This is a genomic window from Knoellia altitudinis, assembly GCF_042666355.1.
Lineage (GTDB): Bacteria > Actinomycetota > Actinomycetes > Actinomycetales > Dermatophilaceae > Knoellia > Knoellia altitudinis.
The window spans coordinates 2,596,341-2,611,583 of record NZ_JBHTDK010000001.1; the positions used below are offsets into that span (position 1 = coordinate 2,596,341).

Below are 15,243 nucleotides of genomic sequence, written 5' to 3' on the forward strand. Positions count from 1 at the left end.
CAGTATCCCGGCGCGGGCCCGCCTGTCACTCGTTCAGGGGATGAGGATCAGCTTGCCCTGCGTGCGGCGCCCTTCGAGATCGGCGTATGCCGTGCGTGCGTCACTGAGGGGGTAGCGCCCACCGATGCTGACCTGGACCTCACCGGACTCGATCCACTCGAACAGGTCGGTCGTGCGCGCGCGCAGCTCGTCGGGCGTGGCGACGTAGGCGCCGAGGCTCGGGCGGGTGACGAAGAGCGAGCCCAGCTTGTTGAGCCGCTGGAGGTCGAACGGCGGGACCTGACCGCTGGCGCCGCCATAGAGGACCAGCAGCCCGCGCGGACGGAGGGACGCCAGCGATGCCTCGAACGTGTCCTTGCCGACGCCGTCGTAGACGACGTCGACGCCTTTGCCGTCGGTGAGCTCCCGGACGGCCGCGGCGAGGTCGTCCACCTCGCTGTAGTTGATGAGCTCGTCGGCGCCGCGCTCGCGGGCGGTCTGGAGCTTCTCGGCCGAGCCGGCGGTGGCGATGACCCGTCCGCCGCGCTTCTTGGTCATCTGGGTGAGGAGCTGGCCGACGCCGCCGGCGGCGGCGTGGACGAGGGCGGTCGTGCCCTGCTGGACGGCATACGTGCTCGTCGAGAGGTAGTGGGCCGTGAGGCCCTGGAGCATCGCCGCAGCTGCGGTCTCGAGGTCGACCCCGGGCGGGACGTGGACGAGGTTCTTGGTGTCGACGGCGGCGTAGGTCCGGGCCGAGCCGGCACCCTGGCCCCACGCGACGCGGTCGCCGACCACGAAGCTGCTGACGTCGTCGCCGACGGCGACCACCTCGCCCGCCCCCTCGTTGCCGCACACGAACGGCGTGGGGACCGGGTAGATGCCCTCGCGTTGGTAGGTGTCGATGAAGTTCACGCCGGCCGCGGCGACCCGCACGAGCACCTGGTCGCTGGTCGGTGCTGGCAGCGCCTGGTCCCGGACCTCGAGGACCTCGCCGCCTCCGTGGGCGGTCACGACGAGGGCGGGTGCGGACTCGGGCAGCGCGGAACCGGACGTCATCGGTTCAGGCTAGCCGTGATCCACCGGGACCTTCAGGCGCGGTGCAGGTGGACCTCGGTGGCCTTGACGGCGAGGACGACGCGGTCGCCGCGTGCCAGCCGGAGGTCGGCGACGGCGGCCGGGGTGATGTCGGCGCTGAGGAGGTCGGTGCGCACCCGCACCAGGTGGCCGTGGGGCTCGAGGTCGACGACGGTTGCGGCCAGGCTGTTGCGGGGGCTGCCGTGCGGCGCGTCGAGGTGGACGCTCACGGCCGAGGGGGCCACGACGGCGGCGACCGCATCACCCTCGTCCACAGCGGAGTCCGCGACACCGTGGAGGAGGCGACCGTCCGGCATACGTAGGGCTCCCTCGGCGGCCACGCCGCGGATGAGGTTGAGCCCGGCAAAGCGGGCGCCGAAGTCACTCGTCGGGCGGCTGAGCACGAGGCTGGTCTCGCCCTCCTCGACGACCCGACCACCGTGGATCACCGCGACCCGGTCGGCCAGGAGCGCAGCATCGAGGACGTCATGGGTGACGAGGATGGTCGTGCGCTCGTGGGTGACGCGGCGCAGCAGGTCGCGGACGTCGGGCGCCACCTCGACGTCGAGCGCCGAGAGGGGCTCGTCGATGAGGAGCACGGCAGGTTCGACGGCGAGTGCACGCCCGATGGCGACCTTCTGGGCCTGTCCGCCGGACAGCTCGCGAGGACGACGGCCGGCGTATGCCGCCATGCCCACCTCCTTGAGCCATCGCCCTGCCCTCTGCGCGGCGTCGCGTCGGGACGCGCCTCCCGCGCGCAGGCCGAAGGCGACGTTGTCGAGGGCGCTGAGATGGGGGAAGAGGCGAGCGTCCTGGGCGAGGAGGGCTATGCCTCTTGCATGGGGCGGGACCCAGGTGCGAGTGCTGCCGACCGCGTCGCCGGCGTCGGAGAGGAGACGGTCGCCGAGCCGGACGGTGCCGGTGTCGGGTCGGAGGAGGCCGGCGGCGGCGGCGAGGATCGTCGACTTGCCTGCACCATTTGGGCCGAGGAGGGCCAGGGTCTCACCGTCGTCGACGGTGACGTGGGCGTCGACGTCGCGGCGGCGCACGGTGATGTCGAGCGAGAAGGTCGGACTCATGAGGTGCCTGCTGCGAGGGAGTCGCGCCGGGCGCGGGTGAGTGCGATGACGAGCACGGCGACGGCGACGAGCACGAGTGAGAGGGCGACGGCGGCTCTCGGGTCGCCCTCGCGCTGCAGGTAGATCTCCAGGGGGAGGGTTCTCGTGGTGCCCTGGAGGGATCCAGCGAAGGTGATCGTGGCGCCGAACTCCCCGAGGCAGCGCGCGAACGCGAGGATCGTCCCGGAGAGGAGGCCGGGCAGGGCCAGGGGGATGGTGACCCGGCGGAAGACGGTCGAGGGATCGGCACCGAGGGTGGATGCGACCTCCTCGTATCGCGTGCCGGCGGCGCGGAGGGCGCCCTCGAGGCTCAGGACGAGGAAGGGCATCGCGACGAAGGTCTGGGCGATGACGACGGCCGTGGTCGAGAAGGCGATCTCGAGGCCGAGGACCTCGAGCGTGTGGCCGAGCAGGCCGCGTCTGCCGAACGCCTGGAGCAGGGCGATGCCGCCGACGACGGGCGGGAGCACGAGGGGCAGGAGGACGAGGGAGCGCAGCAGGGTGGCGGCGGTGCCGTGGGTGCGGGCGAGGACGACAGCGAGCGGGATGCCGAAGAGGAGGCACAGGACGGTGCTCATGGAGGCGGTCCGCAGGCTGAGCCAGAGCGCGGCCCTGGATGCCTCGGACGTCACGAGCGGCCAGAAGTTGGCCCAGTCGACGGTGAGGGCCATCGCCACGACCGGCACGGCCACGAGCAACGCGCCGAGGGCTGCCGGGACGACGAGCCAGCGCGGGATCGTCAGGTGGGTCACGGTGCGGCGAATCCCGCTGCCCGCAGGACCTTCTGGCCCTCGACGCTCGTGGTCGCGGCGACGAACTCGCCGGCGAGCCTGGCGTCGGTGGCTCCCCTGAGCGCGGCGATGGGGTAGACGTTGACGGCCGACTCGGCCTCGGGGAAGTCGAGGCCGGTCACCTCGGCGCTCGCGCCGGAGCTGTTGGCGGCACGCACGTCGGTGACATAGACGAGGCCGGCGTCGGCCTCACCCGAGCGAACCTTGCCCAGGACGTCGGTGACGGCCTGCTCCTCGCTCACCGGCTTGATGTCGATGCCGCCCGCCTTCTCGACGGCGACGGCTGCGGCGCCGCAAGGAACGGCGGGGGCGCACAGGACGACCTTGGCGCCGGACTCGGCGAGGTCGGCGAAGGAGCGGATGCGGGCAGGGTTGTCCCTGGGCACGACGATCTGGAGGGTGTTGGACACGAACGGTGTGGGCTCGCCGGCGACGAGGTCCTCGGCGACCGCCTTGTCCATCGTCGGCTCGTTGGCCGTGGCGAGCACGTCGGCGGGAGCGCCGTCGGAGAGCTGAGCGACCAGGCCCGAGGAGCCGCCGAAGCTGAACCGCACGGTGACCCCGGGATGGCTCACCTCGAAGTCCTCGCCTATCTGCTCGAACGACTTCTGCAGGGACGCCGCGGCAAAGACAGTGAGCGTGCGGGAGCCTGCCGGTGCCGAACTTGGCTGTGCTGCAGCCGAACCCGTGCCGTTGGCACCGGTGCGCCCGTCGTCGCCTCCGCACCCGGCCATGAGCAGCAGGCCGGCGACAGCGATGGACGAGCGGACGGCATACGAGATGTTCATGGGGTCTCCACGATGACGGTCGTCGACTTCACGACGGCGACGGCGACGGAACCCATCTCGAGACCGAGCTCGCGGACGGCCTCGCTCGACATGAGCGAGACGACCCGGAACGGGCCGCACTGAAGCTCGACCTGGGCCATCACCGTGTCCATGGTGATGTCGGTGACGAGGCCGACGAACCGGTTGCGGGCCGAGCGACCGACACGCGACGGGTCGGCGACCGCGCGGGCCTGGTCACGGGCGAGGAGCGCCACCGCGTGTCCGTCGACGACCTTGCGGCCGGCCTCGTCGGACTGCGCGTCGAGAGCGCCGCTGTCGACCCAGCGACGGACGGTGTCGTCGCTGACGCCGAGGAAGCCGGCGGCCTCACTGATCCTCATGAGCGGCATGGTTGCGATTCTAGACCCGCAGATGCGGACCATGTCGCGGTCATCAGTTCCGCAGGCTCAGGAGGACGTCGTCGAGCATCGGCGGGGTGAGACGGCCCGTGTAGGTGTTGTGCGGACTCACGTGGAAGCAGCCGACGAGACGCACCGGGTGGCCGCTGGGAGTGAGGAGCTCCGCCCGGGCGCCGTGGCCGAACTTCGGTCTGGGCTTCGGGACGGTCCAGCCCAGCGTGGTCGTCGCGGCGAGGACGCCGTTCCACCCGATGGCGCCGAGCGTCATGACGACGCGGAGGCGGTCACCGAGGAGCTCGAGGTCGCGGCCGAGCCAGGTTGCGCACGTGGCCCGCTCGGTCGGTGTGGGTGCGTTGGCGGGAGGGGCGCAGCGCACAGCGGCGACGATCCGTATGCCGGTCAGCCGAAGGCCGTCGCCGGCACCGACCGAGGTCGGCTGGTTCGCGTACCCGGTGCGGTGGAGGGCGGCATACAGGAAGTCGCCGGAGGCGTCGCCGGTGAACATCCGGCCGGTGCGGTTGGTGCCGTTGGCGGCGGGGGCGAGGCCGACGATGAGGGTGTCAGCGGTGGGATCGCCGAACGACGGACCGGGCCGTCCCCAGTAGGGCTGGTCGGCGAACGATGCCCGGCGGCCCTCTCTCGCAACGGTTTCGCGCCAGTCGACGAGTCGCGGGCAGGCACGGCAGACGCTGACGCGGGCGTCGAGCTCGGCGAGGGTGTCGGCGCTGGCTGCGAGGTGCTGCACGTCGCCGGGGCCGTGGGCGACAGGGGTCCGTGCGGTTGCGGGGTCTGTGGGCCAGCCAGAGCCGGGCAGGACGGGAGAGAGATGGGGATCGCCGGTGATCGGGTGGGGGTCGGGGCCGACGCGGACCACGTCGTCGTCGGCTGTCACGGCTTCGCTTCGTCGTCCTCGGGCTCCGGCGGGGTCTCGGCGCCCTCGCGCTCGTCGCGGTCGGCCCACTCGAGCAGCGGTGCGATGTCGAAGACGTGCTTGTCGATGTCGGCGTGGAGGTCCCCGAGCTCGGCGAACCGCTTCGGCACGGTCGCGATGGTGCACTCCTGGGGTTCGACGTCGTCGACCTCGTCCCATCGGATCGGCGTGGAGACGGTGCCGCTCGTCGTGCCGCGCACCGAGTAGGCGCTCGCGATGGTGTGGTCGCGGGCGTTCTGGTTGTAGTCGACGAAGACGGCCTCGGGGTCGCGGTCCTTGCGCCACCAGGTCGTCGTCACATCTTCCGGGGCCCGGCGTTCGACCTCGCGGGCGAAGGCGAGGGCGGCGCGACGGACCTCCTGGAAGCCGTGGTCGGGCTTGATGCGGACGTAGACATGCAGTCCGTGGCCGCCGCTGGTCTTGGGGAAGCCGGTGGCGCCCAGCTCGTCGAGCACCTCGTGGGCGACGTGGGCGACGCGGCGCACCCGGTCGAACGGTGCGTCGGGCATCGGGTCGAGGTCGATGCGCCACTCGTCGGGTTGCTCGGTGTCGGCGCGGCGGCTGTTCCACGGGTGGAACTCGACGGTGCTCATCTGCACGGCCCAGATGATGTGGGCGAGGTCGGTCGGGCACAGCTCGTCGGCGTGCAGCCCGTATCTCGGGAAGTGCAGCCGCACCGTCTCGAGCCATGGCGGAGCCCCTCGGGGAACGCGCTTCTGGTGCACCTTCTTGCCGTCCACTCCGTCGGGGAAGCGATGGAGCATCGTCGGCCGCTCCCGGAGGGCGTTGAGGATGCCGTCGCCGACCGCGATGTAGTAGTTCGCGAGGTCGAGCTTGGTCTCGCCGCGGTCGGAGAAGTAGACCCGCTCGGGACTCGACAGCTTCACCTCGTGACCGGCGACGTCGAGGATCACCGGGTCGCCGAACTCACCCTTGCGAGAAGCCATGCACGACACCGTATGCCGTCCGCCCACCTCACGTGGTCAGAGCAGGCTGGGCAGTCCGGTGATGTGCGAGAAGAGCTGCCAGAGCGCCAAGAGGGCGAGGGCGGCTCCGGCGAGGGTGAGCAGTCGGTGAGGAAGGGGAGCCACACGGGCACGCGAGGGCAGGGCTGCCGCCGCCAGGCCGCCGAGGGTGACACCCAGCGGTACAAGGACGACACCCATGTAGACCAGCACCTGGGTGTTGGGCACCGTGCCGCCCTCACCGGATGACGTGAAGCTCCACCAGAGCGTGAGCATCGTCCCAATGCCAGCTCCCCAACCGATCCAGGTGAGGGTGCTGCGCCGCGCAGGTGCAACTCAATCCGCCCTGCCCCCGTCGGCTCGGGCTCCCCCGCGCGAGGGGATCGCCTTGGCTCCCAGAAACGCCCTACATTCGATCGGACAGCACGAGCATCCAATGGAGCCCCCCGGTCCTGTGTCCCCGAAACCCGGGTGCGACGGGCCTTCATCAACCGCTAACCTCGTGCGCATCATGAAGAGCTGAACCAGCGACCTGCACGCGCTCGAGGCCATAGGCCCGCGCGAGCACCCGAACCACCCCGCTGGAGCTCCATGACCCACCCCGTCCCGCTCACCGTCCGCGACGTCTCGCACGGCTACGAAGGCCGCACCGTCCTCGACGCCATCGACCTCACCGTGGCCCCCGGCCAGCGTGTCGGTCTCATCGGCGAGAACGGTTCTGGCAAGTCCACCCTCATCCGCCTCGTCGCCGGGATCGAGCAGCCGGACCACGGCACGATCAGCACGTCCGACGACCGGGGCTACCTGGCCCAGGACAGCGGCCTCGACCCCGACGACACCGACGGCGAAGTCCTCACCCAAGCACTTGCGCCGCTCCATGACGCCGTCGCGAACCTCGAGCGGCTCAGCCACGACCTGACCGACCCCGTTGCAGCACAGGCCTATGACGAGCTGCTCGGTTGGGCAACGTTCCACGACGCCTGGGATGCCGACCGGCGCGCCGAGGTCTCCGCCCATCACCTCGGACTCGACTCCATCGACCGCAGTCGCACGGTCGCCGAGCTCAGCGGCGGTCAACGCAGCCGCCTCGCCCTCGCCGCCCTCCTGACCAGACTCCCCGAGTGCCTCGTCCTCGACGAGCCCACCAACCACCTCGACGACCAGGCACTCGACCACCTCGAGTCCGAGCTCGTCACCCTGCCCGGCGCGCTGCTCGTCGCCAGCCACGACCGCACCTTCCTCGACACGGTCTGCACCGCTGTCGTCGACCTGGACCCCAGCCACTTCGGGACCGACGGCGAAGGCGGACGACGATTCACCGGCAACTACACGGCATACCTGAGGTCTCGTCACGACTCCCAGCGTCGCTGGGAGGTGGCGTATGCCGCCCAGCAGACCAAGCTCGCCGACCTGCGTGCCGCTGCACGCACGACGACGACCGACGTCGCGCACGACCGGGCGGCGCGCGACAACGACAAGTTCATCCACGCGTTCAAGGGGGCCCGGGTGCAGAAGTCCGCGAGCCGTCGGAGCAGGGACGCACAGCAGCGCATCGAGGTGCTCGAACGTGACCGGGTGCCCAAGCCGCGAGCACCACTGAGGTTCGCCGGCGACGTCACGGCAGCAGGTGCCGGCGCCGGGTCCGTCCGCGTGCGCGACCTCGTCGTCGACGGACGCGTCCGGGTGCCGCGCCTCGACGTGGCGGCGGGGGAGCACCTGCTCGTCGAGGGAGCCAACGGCTCCGGCAAGTCGACCCTGCTCCAGGCTCTTGCGGGTCGCATCTCCCCAAACGCAGCCGACATGCAGGTCAGCGCGCGACGGATCGGCCTCCTCACCCAGGACACCGAGTTCGCCGACCCGTCGGCAACCGTCCGCCAGACCTATCGCGCGACGGACTCGGAGGTCCTCCTCGGCGAGCTCGGCCTCATCCATCCGCGCGACGTGGACCGTCCCGTCGCCCTCCTCAGCGAGGGGCAGAAACGGCGCCTCGCCCTGGCCGTCGTCATCGGTCGCCAGCCCGAGCTCCTCCTGCTCGACGAGCCGACCAACCACCTGTCGCTGTTGCTCGTCGAGGAGCTCGAGTCCGCCCTCGCCCGCACGTCCGTGACCGTCATCGTCGCCAGTCACGACCGCTGGCTCCGAGAACGCTGGACAGGCCCGCGCGTGCTCCTGAGTGACGGTGCCACGACGTAGGGTTGGTCATGAGATGAGCACCCTTTTTGATGGCATGGACTTCAACGGTTCGGGCCTCGGCGACCCCGATCCCGCGACGGACCCCGACAACGCGCCCACGACGGACCACGACACGCACGTGAGCGCCCACGCAGCGCTCGTCAACGCTGCTGGTGTCCCCTCGTGGGCAGTGGATGGCGCGGCGGACGACTCCGTTCCACGAGAGCCGGCTTGGGGTGCCCGGTCCGCAGCCGACCCGGAGGCGCTGCTCGAGGGCCTCAACGAGGAGCAGCGCGAAGCCGTCGTCCACGCGGGCGGACCGCTCCTCATCATCGCTGGCGCCGGCTCGGGCAAGACCCGCGTCCTGACCCACCGCATCGGCTACCTGCTGGCCGCCCGGGGGGTCCAGCCCGGCCAGATCCTCGCCATCACCTTCACCAACAAGGCCGCCGCCGAGATGCGTGAGCGCGTCCAGGACCTGGTCGGCCCGCGCGCCAGAGCCATGTGGGTCATGACGTTCCACAGCGCCTGCGTGCGGATCCTGCGCCGTGAGGCCGACAAGATCGGGATGAAGTCGACGTTCTCCATCTACGACGCCGCCGACAGCCAGCGGCTGATGTCGATGGTCATCCGCGACATGGACCTCGACCCCAAGCGCTACAACCCGCGCACCTTCACCCACCAGGTGAGCAACCTCAAGAACGAGCTGGTCGACGAGGAGACGTATGCCGCCCGCGTGGGTTCCGAGCCCAGCGCCGAGAACCCGGGTGGCACCCACACGGAACGGCTGCTCGCGGACGCCTACACGGCATACCAACGCCGTCTGCGTCAGGCCAACGCGCTCGACTTCGACGACATCATCATGCTCACGGTCCACATGCTGCAGGCCTTCCCTGACGTTGCTGAGCACTACCGTCGCCGGTTCCGCCACGTCATGGTGGACGAGTACCAGGACACCAACCACGCGCAGTACCAGCTGATCCGCGAGCTCGTCGGGTCGGACGGCAAGCGGGGTGAGCACGCGGTGGAACCGAGCGAGCTCGTCGTCGTGGGTGACGCGGACCAGTCGATCTATGCGTTCCGCGGGGCGACGATCCGCAACATCGTCGAGTTCGAGGAGGACTACCCGAACGCACGGACGATCCTGCTCGAGCGCAACTACCGCTCGACCCAGACGATCCTCACCGCCGCCAACGCGGTGATCTCGCGCAACGAGTCGCGGCGCAAGAAGAACCTCTGGACCGACTCGGGCTCGGGGGCGCCGGTCATCGGCTACGTCGGCGACAACGAGCACGACGAGGCGTCGTTCGTCGCGCGCTCCATCGACAAGCTCGGCGACGAGCACGGTGTCAGGCCCGGCGACGTCGCCGTCTTCTATCGCACCAACGCCCAGTCGCGTGCCCTCGAGGAGGTCTTCGTCCGCGTGGGCCTGCCCTACAAGGTCGTCGGCGGGACTCGCTTCTACGAGCGTCGAGAGGTCAAGGACGCGCTCGCCTACCTGCGCGTGCTGTCGAACCCGGCCGACACGGTCAACCTGCGCCGCATCCTCAACGTGCCCAAACGGGGCATCGGTGACCGCGCCGAGGCTGTCGTCGCAGCCCTCGCGGAGCGGGAGCGCATCACCTTCGTCGAGGCCCTGGGCCGCCCGGAGGACGCGCCCGGCATCGCCACGCGATCCATCGCCTGCATCAAGGGATTCACGGCGCTGCTCGAGGACCTCGGCAAGGTCCGTGACGACGACGACGCCGGAGTGGCCGACCTGCTGGAGGCGATCGTCGAGAAGTCGGGCTACCTCGCCGAGCTCCGCGCCAGCCACGACCCGCAGGACGAGACCCGCGTCGAGAACCTCGCCGAGCTGGTCGCCGTGGCCCGTGAGTTCGACGAGGCCCGGGCCGAGACCGGTGAGGTCAACCTGCTCGAGGACTTCCTCGAGCAGGTCTCGCTCGTCGCCGACGCCGACGAGATCCCCGACTCGGTCGAGGCGGAGCAGCAGGGTGTGGTCACCCTCATGACCCTGCACACGGCCAAAGGGCTGGAGTTCCCCGTCGTCTTCCTCACCGGGATGGAGGACGGCACCTTCCCGCACCTGCGCTCGCTCGGCGACCCCAAGGAGCTCGAGGAGGAGCGGCGGCTGGCCTATGTCGGCATCACCCGCGCCCGTGAGCGCCTCCACCTGTCCCGGGCGGCCGTCCGCTCCGCGTGGGGAGCGCCGCAGTACAACCCGCCCAGCCGCTTCCTTGACGAGATCCCGGCCGAGCTCCTCTCGTGGGAGCGCGAGCTCAGCGGTCTCGCGGCCATCGGCCAGCGAGGCCAACGCCCCGCCGTCGCCTCCTTGGCCGCCCGTCCAGGTGTGCGATCGCCCGGCAACCGGCCGATCATCCCGCTCTCGCCCGGCGACAAGGTCACCCACGACTCGTTCGGCATGGGCAGCGTCGTCCGCACCATGGGTGAGGGCGACAAGACCCAGGCCGAGGTCGACTTCGGCGGTGAGACGGGTGTCAAGCGCTTCCTGCTGCGCTTCGCCCCGCTCGAGAAGCTCTGACCGAACCCGCTTTGGCGCCCCTGCCCGGTGTCGGGGATCGGGGCCGTCACGTGCGCGTGAGACCCCAGATCGCCGACACCCAGCGCTGCTCCGGCAACGACGAAGGGCGGCACCCTCGATGGGTGCCGCCCTTGCGACGTCGTCAGGAGCCTTCAGCTCACTGAAGGCCCTTCTCGGCCAGCCACGGTGCTGGGTTGACCGCGCCGGCGCCTTCGGGGTGGATCTCGAGGTGCAGGTGCGGGCCGGTGGAGCGCCCCGTGTTGCCCGTGTAGCCGACGATCTCGCCCGGCATGACCTCGTCGCCCGGTGCGGACGAGTAGCGGCTCATGTGCGCGTAGAAGGACTCGGTGCCGTCCCAGTAGGTGATGCGCACCAGCTTGCCCATGTTGCCGTTGTTGCCGGTGAAGGTGACGGTGCCACGTGACATCGCCCGCAGCGGCGTGCCGATCGCGGTGCCGAAGTCGTTGCCCCAGTGCATGCGTCCCCAACGCATCCCGTAGCCGGACGTGAAGGACGCACCCTCGATGGGCATGACCCAACGCTTGCCCTCGCGCTGCATCTTGGCCTGTGCGGCAGCCTCCGCGGCGGCTTCAGCAGCCTCGGCAGCGGCTTCGGCGGCGGCCTTGGCCCTGACCGCGGCGGCGACGCGGGCCTTGTCGCGGGCCACTCGCTTCTGCTCCGTGACGCGGCCCTGGAGGGCGGCGGTCTGGATGGCGACCTGCTGGCGGCGCGTGGAGAGGTCGGCTTGCTGGGCGACCTCGGTGGCGGCCTGGTCACGCGCGGTCTGCGCCTGCGCGGCAGTGAGGTCGAGCGTCAGCGGAGCGGACTCGGCAACGGTCGCGCCCGTGGCCGTGACGACCAGCGCCACAGCAGCGGCCGTGGGCAACACGAAGCCGGGGTGAAGGGCGCGGGAGACGCGGGTCGTCGCAGGTTTGCGGTGACGGCCTCGGTGGCGCCCCTGGTAAGGGGAAGTCAAAACAGGGATACCTCACGTGCAGGGGACACGGGAGGCACCACCGTACCGTGACCTGACCGTTATACAAACTCGTTGTCCACAAAGGGCGCTGACCTGCAAGGATGCCGGCTCGGCGTTGGCGGGTGGATGCGGACGCCACCAGATCGGCCCCCGGAGTCACCTCCCAGCCAGGTCAGGGACGAGCCTGCGCCGTATGCCGTCCGCCCCCGTCGCGCCGACCGCGGAGGGCGGCGCCGTCGTCGTGGCGTCCCCTAGTGGCCAGAGGGGTGACACCGGCAGTGACCGTGCCACCGTCCTGGTCGAGCTCGGCGAGCGCCGTCGAGATGCCGTGGACGACGTCGCCGACGATGGGCAGCGAGATGTGGCCGACCCCGTGGAGGCGGATGTTGCGGACGGAGAGGTCCCGGTGGCGCAGGGCGCCGTTGGCCTGCGGGACGATGATGACGTCGGTGTCCGACCAGTAGCAGATGAAGCGGGTCGTGCAACCGGGTGCCGGCTCCTCGAACTCACGCATGAGGCCGCTGCCGGGACGCATCTGGGCGCCGAGGCGGCTCGGGAGCGCATACGCGCTGTAGGTGCCCTGGTGGGGCGTGCCGAGGGTGACGAGCGTGTGGACGTGCTCGTCACCGCCGAGCCTGGTGATGTAGTAGCGGGCGATGAGGCCGCCGAGGCTGTGCCCGACGACGTGGATCTTCTCGTAGCCGGTCTCCGCGACGATCGCCTCGATCTCCTCGCCGAGCTGGGCCGCAGCGGTGCGGACGTCGGCGGTCAGTGACGAGTAGTTCATCGCGTAGACCGACCCGAACCCGCGACGGGTGAGGCCGCGGCGCAGCAGGGTGAAGATCGACCGGTTGTCGACGAAGCCGTGGACCAGCAGGATCGGGGTCCCGGAGGCTTCAAGGTGCGAGATGATCAGGCCGCGCTGGACGGGTGCCAGGTGCTCGATCCGGTAGCCCCGCAGACCATCGGCCCGCACCTGGAAGATCCCGAGCGGGTAGGTCACGAGGTGGGTGCTGACCCAGGCGCCCTCGATCGCCATCCCGACGATGGCTCTCGGGGTGAGGAGGCTCCCGACACCACGGGCGAGCGCCGCGCCGGCCGTGGCGGCACGACGAGCGTGGCCCATCATCGGGGTCCGCGACCGGCGTGTGGTCGTGCGCGGGCCTGTCCGACCGGGCGCGTCCTCGCTGATGCATCCATGGTGGTTTCACCGTAGTACCCCGCCATCAGGGTCTTTGATGTAGTGAGGATCACGTGTCGGGCATCACCCGGATCGATACCCGTGGGCTCTGGACCCGGCGCGGCGGGTCTAGGCTCGGCCCGAACCAACCAGCGGTCAGCAGACGACGACGTGAGGACGGGAACGAATCCGTGGACCTTTTCGAGTACCAGGCACGCGATGTGTTCGAGAAGCACGGTGTACCCGTGCTGGCAGGAGCAGTCGCCACCACCCCTGAGCAGGCCCGAGCGGCCGCCGAGACGATCGGGGCCAGGAGCGGCGGCGTCACGGTCGTCAAGGCCCAGGTCAAGACCGGTGGCCGAGGCAAGGCCGGCGGAGTCAAGGTCGCCAAGACGGCCGACGAGGCGCAGCAGCACGCTGAAGCCATCCTTGGTATGGACATCAAGGGCCACACGGTCCACCAGGTGATGATCGCCCAGGGCGCGCAGATCGCCGAGGAGTACTACTTCTCCGTCCTGCTCGACCGGACCAACCGCACCTACCTCGCGATGTGCAGCGTCGAGGGCGGCATGGACATCGAGCAGCTGGCCGTCGAGCGCCCCGAGGCCCTCGCCAAGGTCGCGGTCGACCCCAACGTCGGCATCGACACGGCCAAGGCCCAGGAGATCGTCGACGCGGCCGGCTTCGACGCCGAGACCGGCGCCAAGATCGTGCCCGTCCTCGAGAAGCTGTGGGTCGTCTACCGCGACGAGGACGCGACGCTGGTCGAGGTCAACCCTCTCGTCAAGACCGACGACGGCGACATCGTGGCGCTGGACGGCAAGGTCACGCTCGACGAGAACGCCGACTTCCGCCACCCCGACCACCTCGCGCTCGAGGACAAGGCCGCGGCCGACCCGCTCGAGGCCGCCGCCAAGGAGAAGGACCTCAACTACGTCAAGCTCGACGGCAACGTCGGCATCATCGGCAATGGTGCGGGGCTCGTCATGAGCACGCTCGACGTCGTGGCCTACGCCGGCGAGTCGGTCGGATCCAAGCCGGCCAACTTCCTCGACATCGGGGGCGGTGCGAGCGCCGAGGTCATGGCCAACGGGCTCGGCATCATCCTGGGCGACGAGCAGGTCAAGGCCGTCTTCGTCAACGTCTTCGGCGGCATCACCGCCTGCGACGAGGTCGCCCGTGGCATCGTCGGCGCGCTCGACACGCTCGGCGACGCCGCGACCAAGCCGCTCGTCGTGCGCCTCGACGGCAACAACGTCGAGGAGGGTCGCCGCATCCTCGCGGAGCGCGACCACCCGCTCGTGACCATCGAAGAGACCATGGACGGCGCCGCGGCCAAGGCCGCCGAGCTCGCCGCCCAGGCCAACTGACTTCAGGACAGGAACAGCACATGGCAATCTTCTTGAACGCAGACAGCAAGGTCATCGTCCAGGGCATGACCGGCGCCGTCGGCATGAAGCACACCAGGCTCATGCTGGCTGACGGCACCGCCGTCGTCGGTGGCGTCAACCCCAAGAAGGCCGGCACCTCGGTCGACGTCGACGGCAAGGACATCCCCGTCTTCGGGTCGGTCAAGGAGGCCATGGAGGCCACCGGCGCCAACGTCTCCGTCGTCTTCGTGCCGCCGGCCTTCACCAAGTCCGCCGTGGTCGAGGCCGTCGACGCCGAGATCCCGCTCGTGGTCGTCATCACCGAGGGCATCCCGGTCAAGGACTCCGCCGAGTTCTTCAACTACTCGTTGGGCAAGCAGACCAGGATCATCGGCCCGAACTGCCCCGGCCTCATCAGTCCCGGCAAGTCCAACGTCGGCATCATCCCCGGTGACATCGCGGGCCCCGGTCGCATCGGCCTCGTGTCGAAGTCCGGCACCCTGACCTACCAGATGATGTACGAGCTGCGTGAGTTCGGCTTCTCCACCGCGATCGGCATCGGTGGTGACCCCATCATCGGCACCACGCACATCGACGCGCTCGAGGCGTTCCAGGCCGACGACGAGACCGATGCGATCGTCATGATCGGCGAGATCGGTGGCGACGCCGAGGAGCGGGCAGCGGCCTACATCCAGGAGCACGTCACCAAGCCCGTCGTGGGATACGTCGCGGGCTTCACGGCTCCCGAGGGCAAGACCATGGGCCACGCCGGCGCCATCGTCTCCGGCTCGTCGGGCACCGCCCAGGCCAAGAAGGAGGCCCTCGAGGCCGCCGGCGTCAAGGTCGGCAAGACGCCGTCCGAGACGGCCGAGCTCATGCGCGAGATCATGCGCGGCCTCTGACCCGCGCTTCCGCGCGCAAGGCGAGCGGGCGGCATACCGAGAAGTCTTCGGTATGCC

Annotated in this window: 14 protein-coding genes; 4 read left to right on the forward strand and 10 right to left on the reverse strand. The window is 70.2% G+C overall.

What is annotated here, in order from left to right; genetic code table 11:
• Positions 1-33: 33 nt before the first annotated feature.
• The 8 genes from ACFQW8_RS12250 to ACFQW8_RS12285 are packed head-to-tail and all read right to left on the reverse strand — an operon-like array spanning position 34 to position 6,320.
• Entirely contained in the window at positions 34-1,035 is a 1,002-nt protein-coding gene (locus ACFQW8_RS12250; protein ID WP_380087715.1) for a quinone oxidoreductase family protein, read from the reverse strand.
• 32 nt (positions 1,036-1,067) lie between these two features.
• Complete coding sequence (locus ACFQW8_RS12255; RefSeq protein ID WP_380087717.1) at positions 1,068-2,132, reverse strand: sulfate/molybdate ABC transporter ATP-binding protein; 1,065 nt, start codon at positions 2,130-2,132, stop codon at positions 1,068-1,070.
• Positions 2,129-2,923 (reverse strand): ABC transporter permease, encoded by a 795-nt coding sequence (locus ACFQW8_RS12260; RefSeq protein WP_380087719.1) that lies wholly within the window; start codon positions 2,921-2,923, stop codon positions 2,129-2,131. The genes ACFQW8_RS12255 and ACFQW8_RS12260 overlap by 4 nt, the downstream gene beginning before the upstream one ends.
• Positions 2,920-3,750, reverse strand: a complete 831-nt coding sequence (modA, locus tag ACFQW8_RS12265; RefSeq protein WP_380087721.1) for a molybdate ABC transporter substrate-binding protein — start codon at positions 3,748-3,750, stop codon at positions 2,920-2,922. The genes ACFQW8_RS12260 and modA overlap by 4 nt, the downstream gene beginning before the upstream one ends.
• Positions 3,747-4,139: a TOBE domain-containing protein gene (locus ACFQW8_RS12270; protein WP_380087723.1), complete on the reverse strand. Its 393-nt coding sequence runs from the start codon at positions 4,137-4,139 to the stop codon at positions 3,747-3,749. Before ACFQW8_RS12270 ends, modA begins: the two co-directional genes overlap by 4 nt.
• Positions 4,140-4,182: 43 nt before the next feature.
• Entirely contained in the window at positions 4,183-5,040 is an 858-nt protein-coding gene (locus ACFQW8_RS12275) for a uracil-DNA glycosylase (protein ID WP_380087725.1), read from the reverse strand.
• Entirely contained in the window at positions 5,037-6,026 is a 990-nt protein-coding gene (gene ligD, locus ACFQW8_RS12280) for a non-homologous end-joining DNA ligase (protein ID WP_380087727.1), read from the reverse strand. The genes ACFQW8_RS12275 and ligD overlap by 4 nt, the downstream gene beginning before the upstream one ends.
• Before the next feature lie 36 nt (positions 6,027-6,062).
• Positions 6,063-6,320, reverse strand: a complete 258-nt coding sequence (locus ACFQW8_RS12285) for a hypothetical protein (protein WP_380087729.1) — start codon at positions 6,318-6,320, stop codon at positions 6,063-6,065.
• Between the two features lie 315 nt (positions 6,321-6,635).
• Between ACFQW8_RS12285 and ACFQW8_RS12290 the strand changes: the two genes are divergently transcribed.
• Together ACFQW8_RS12290 and pcrA are read left to right on the forward strand one after the other, a co-directional pair.
• Positions 6,636-8,237: an ABC-F family ATP-binding cassette domain-containing protein gene (locus tag ACFQW8_RS12290; RefSeq protein ID WP_380087731.1), complete on the forward strand. Its 1,602-nt coding sequence runs from the start codon at positions 6,636-6,638 to the stop codon at positions 8,235-8,237.
• A gap of 13 nt (positions 8,238-8,250) precedes the next feature.
• Positions 8,251-10,758 (forward strand): DNA helicase PcrA, encoded by a 2,508-nt coding sequence (gene pcrA / locus ACFQW8_RS12295; RefSeq protein WP_380087733.1) that lies wholly within the window; start codon positions 8,251-8,253, stop codon positions 10,756-10,758.
• 157 nt (positions 10,759-10,915) lie between these two features.
• On the opposite strand, the gene ACFQW8_RS12300 is transcribed toward pcrA, so the two are convergent.
• Together ACFQW8_RS12300 and ACFQW8_RS12305 are read right to left on the reverse strand one after the other, a co-directional pair.
• Positions 10,916-11,647, reverse strand: a complete 732-nt coding sequence (locus tag ACFQW8_RS12300; protein ID WP_380087735.1) for a M23 family metallopeptidase — start codon at positions 11,645-11,647, stop codon at positions 10,916-10,918.
• A 259-nt stretch (positions 11,648-11,906) separates the two neighbouring features.
• Positions 11,907-12,863, reverse strand: a complete 957-nt coding sequence (locus tag ACFQW8_RS12305) for an esterase/lipase family protein (RefSeq protein WP_380087737.1) — start codon at positions 12,861-12,863, stop codon at positions 11,907-11,909.
• Positions 12,864-13,105: 242 nt separating this feature from the next.
• Here ACFQW8_RS12305 and sucC point away from each other — a divergent pair, with 242 nt between their 5' ends.
• Positions 13,106-14,284, forward strand: coding sequence for an ADP-forming succinate--CoA ligase subunit beta (sucC, locus tag ACFQW8_RS12310; protein ID WP_380087739.1), 1,179 nt, complete (start codon positions 13,106-13,108; stop codon positions 14,282-14,284).
• Positions 14,285-14,304: 20 nt separating this feature from the next.
• Positions 14,305-15,186, forward strand: coding sequence for a succinate--CoA ligase subunit alpha (gene sucD / locus ACFQW8_RS12315; protein ID WP_380087741.1), 882 nt, complete (start codon positions 14,305-14,307; stop codon positions 15,184-15,186).
• The last annotated feature ends 57 nt before the right edge of the window (positions 15,187-15,243 follow it).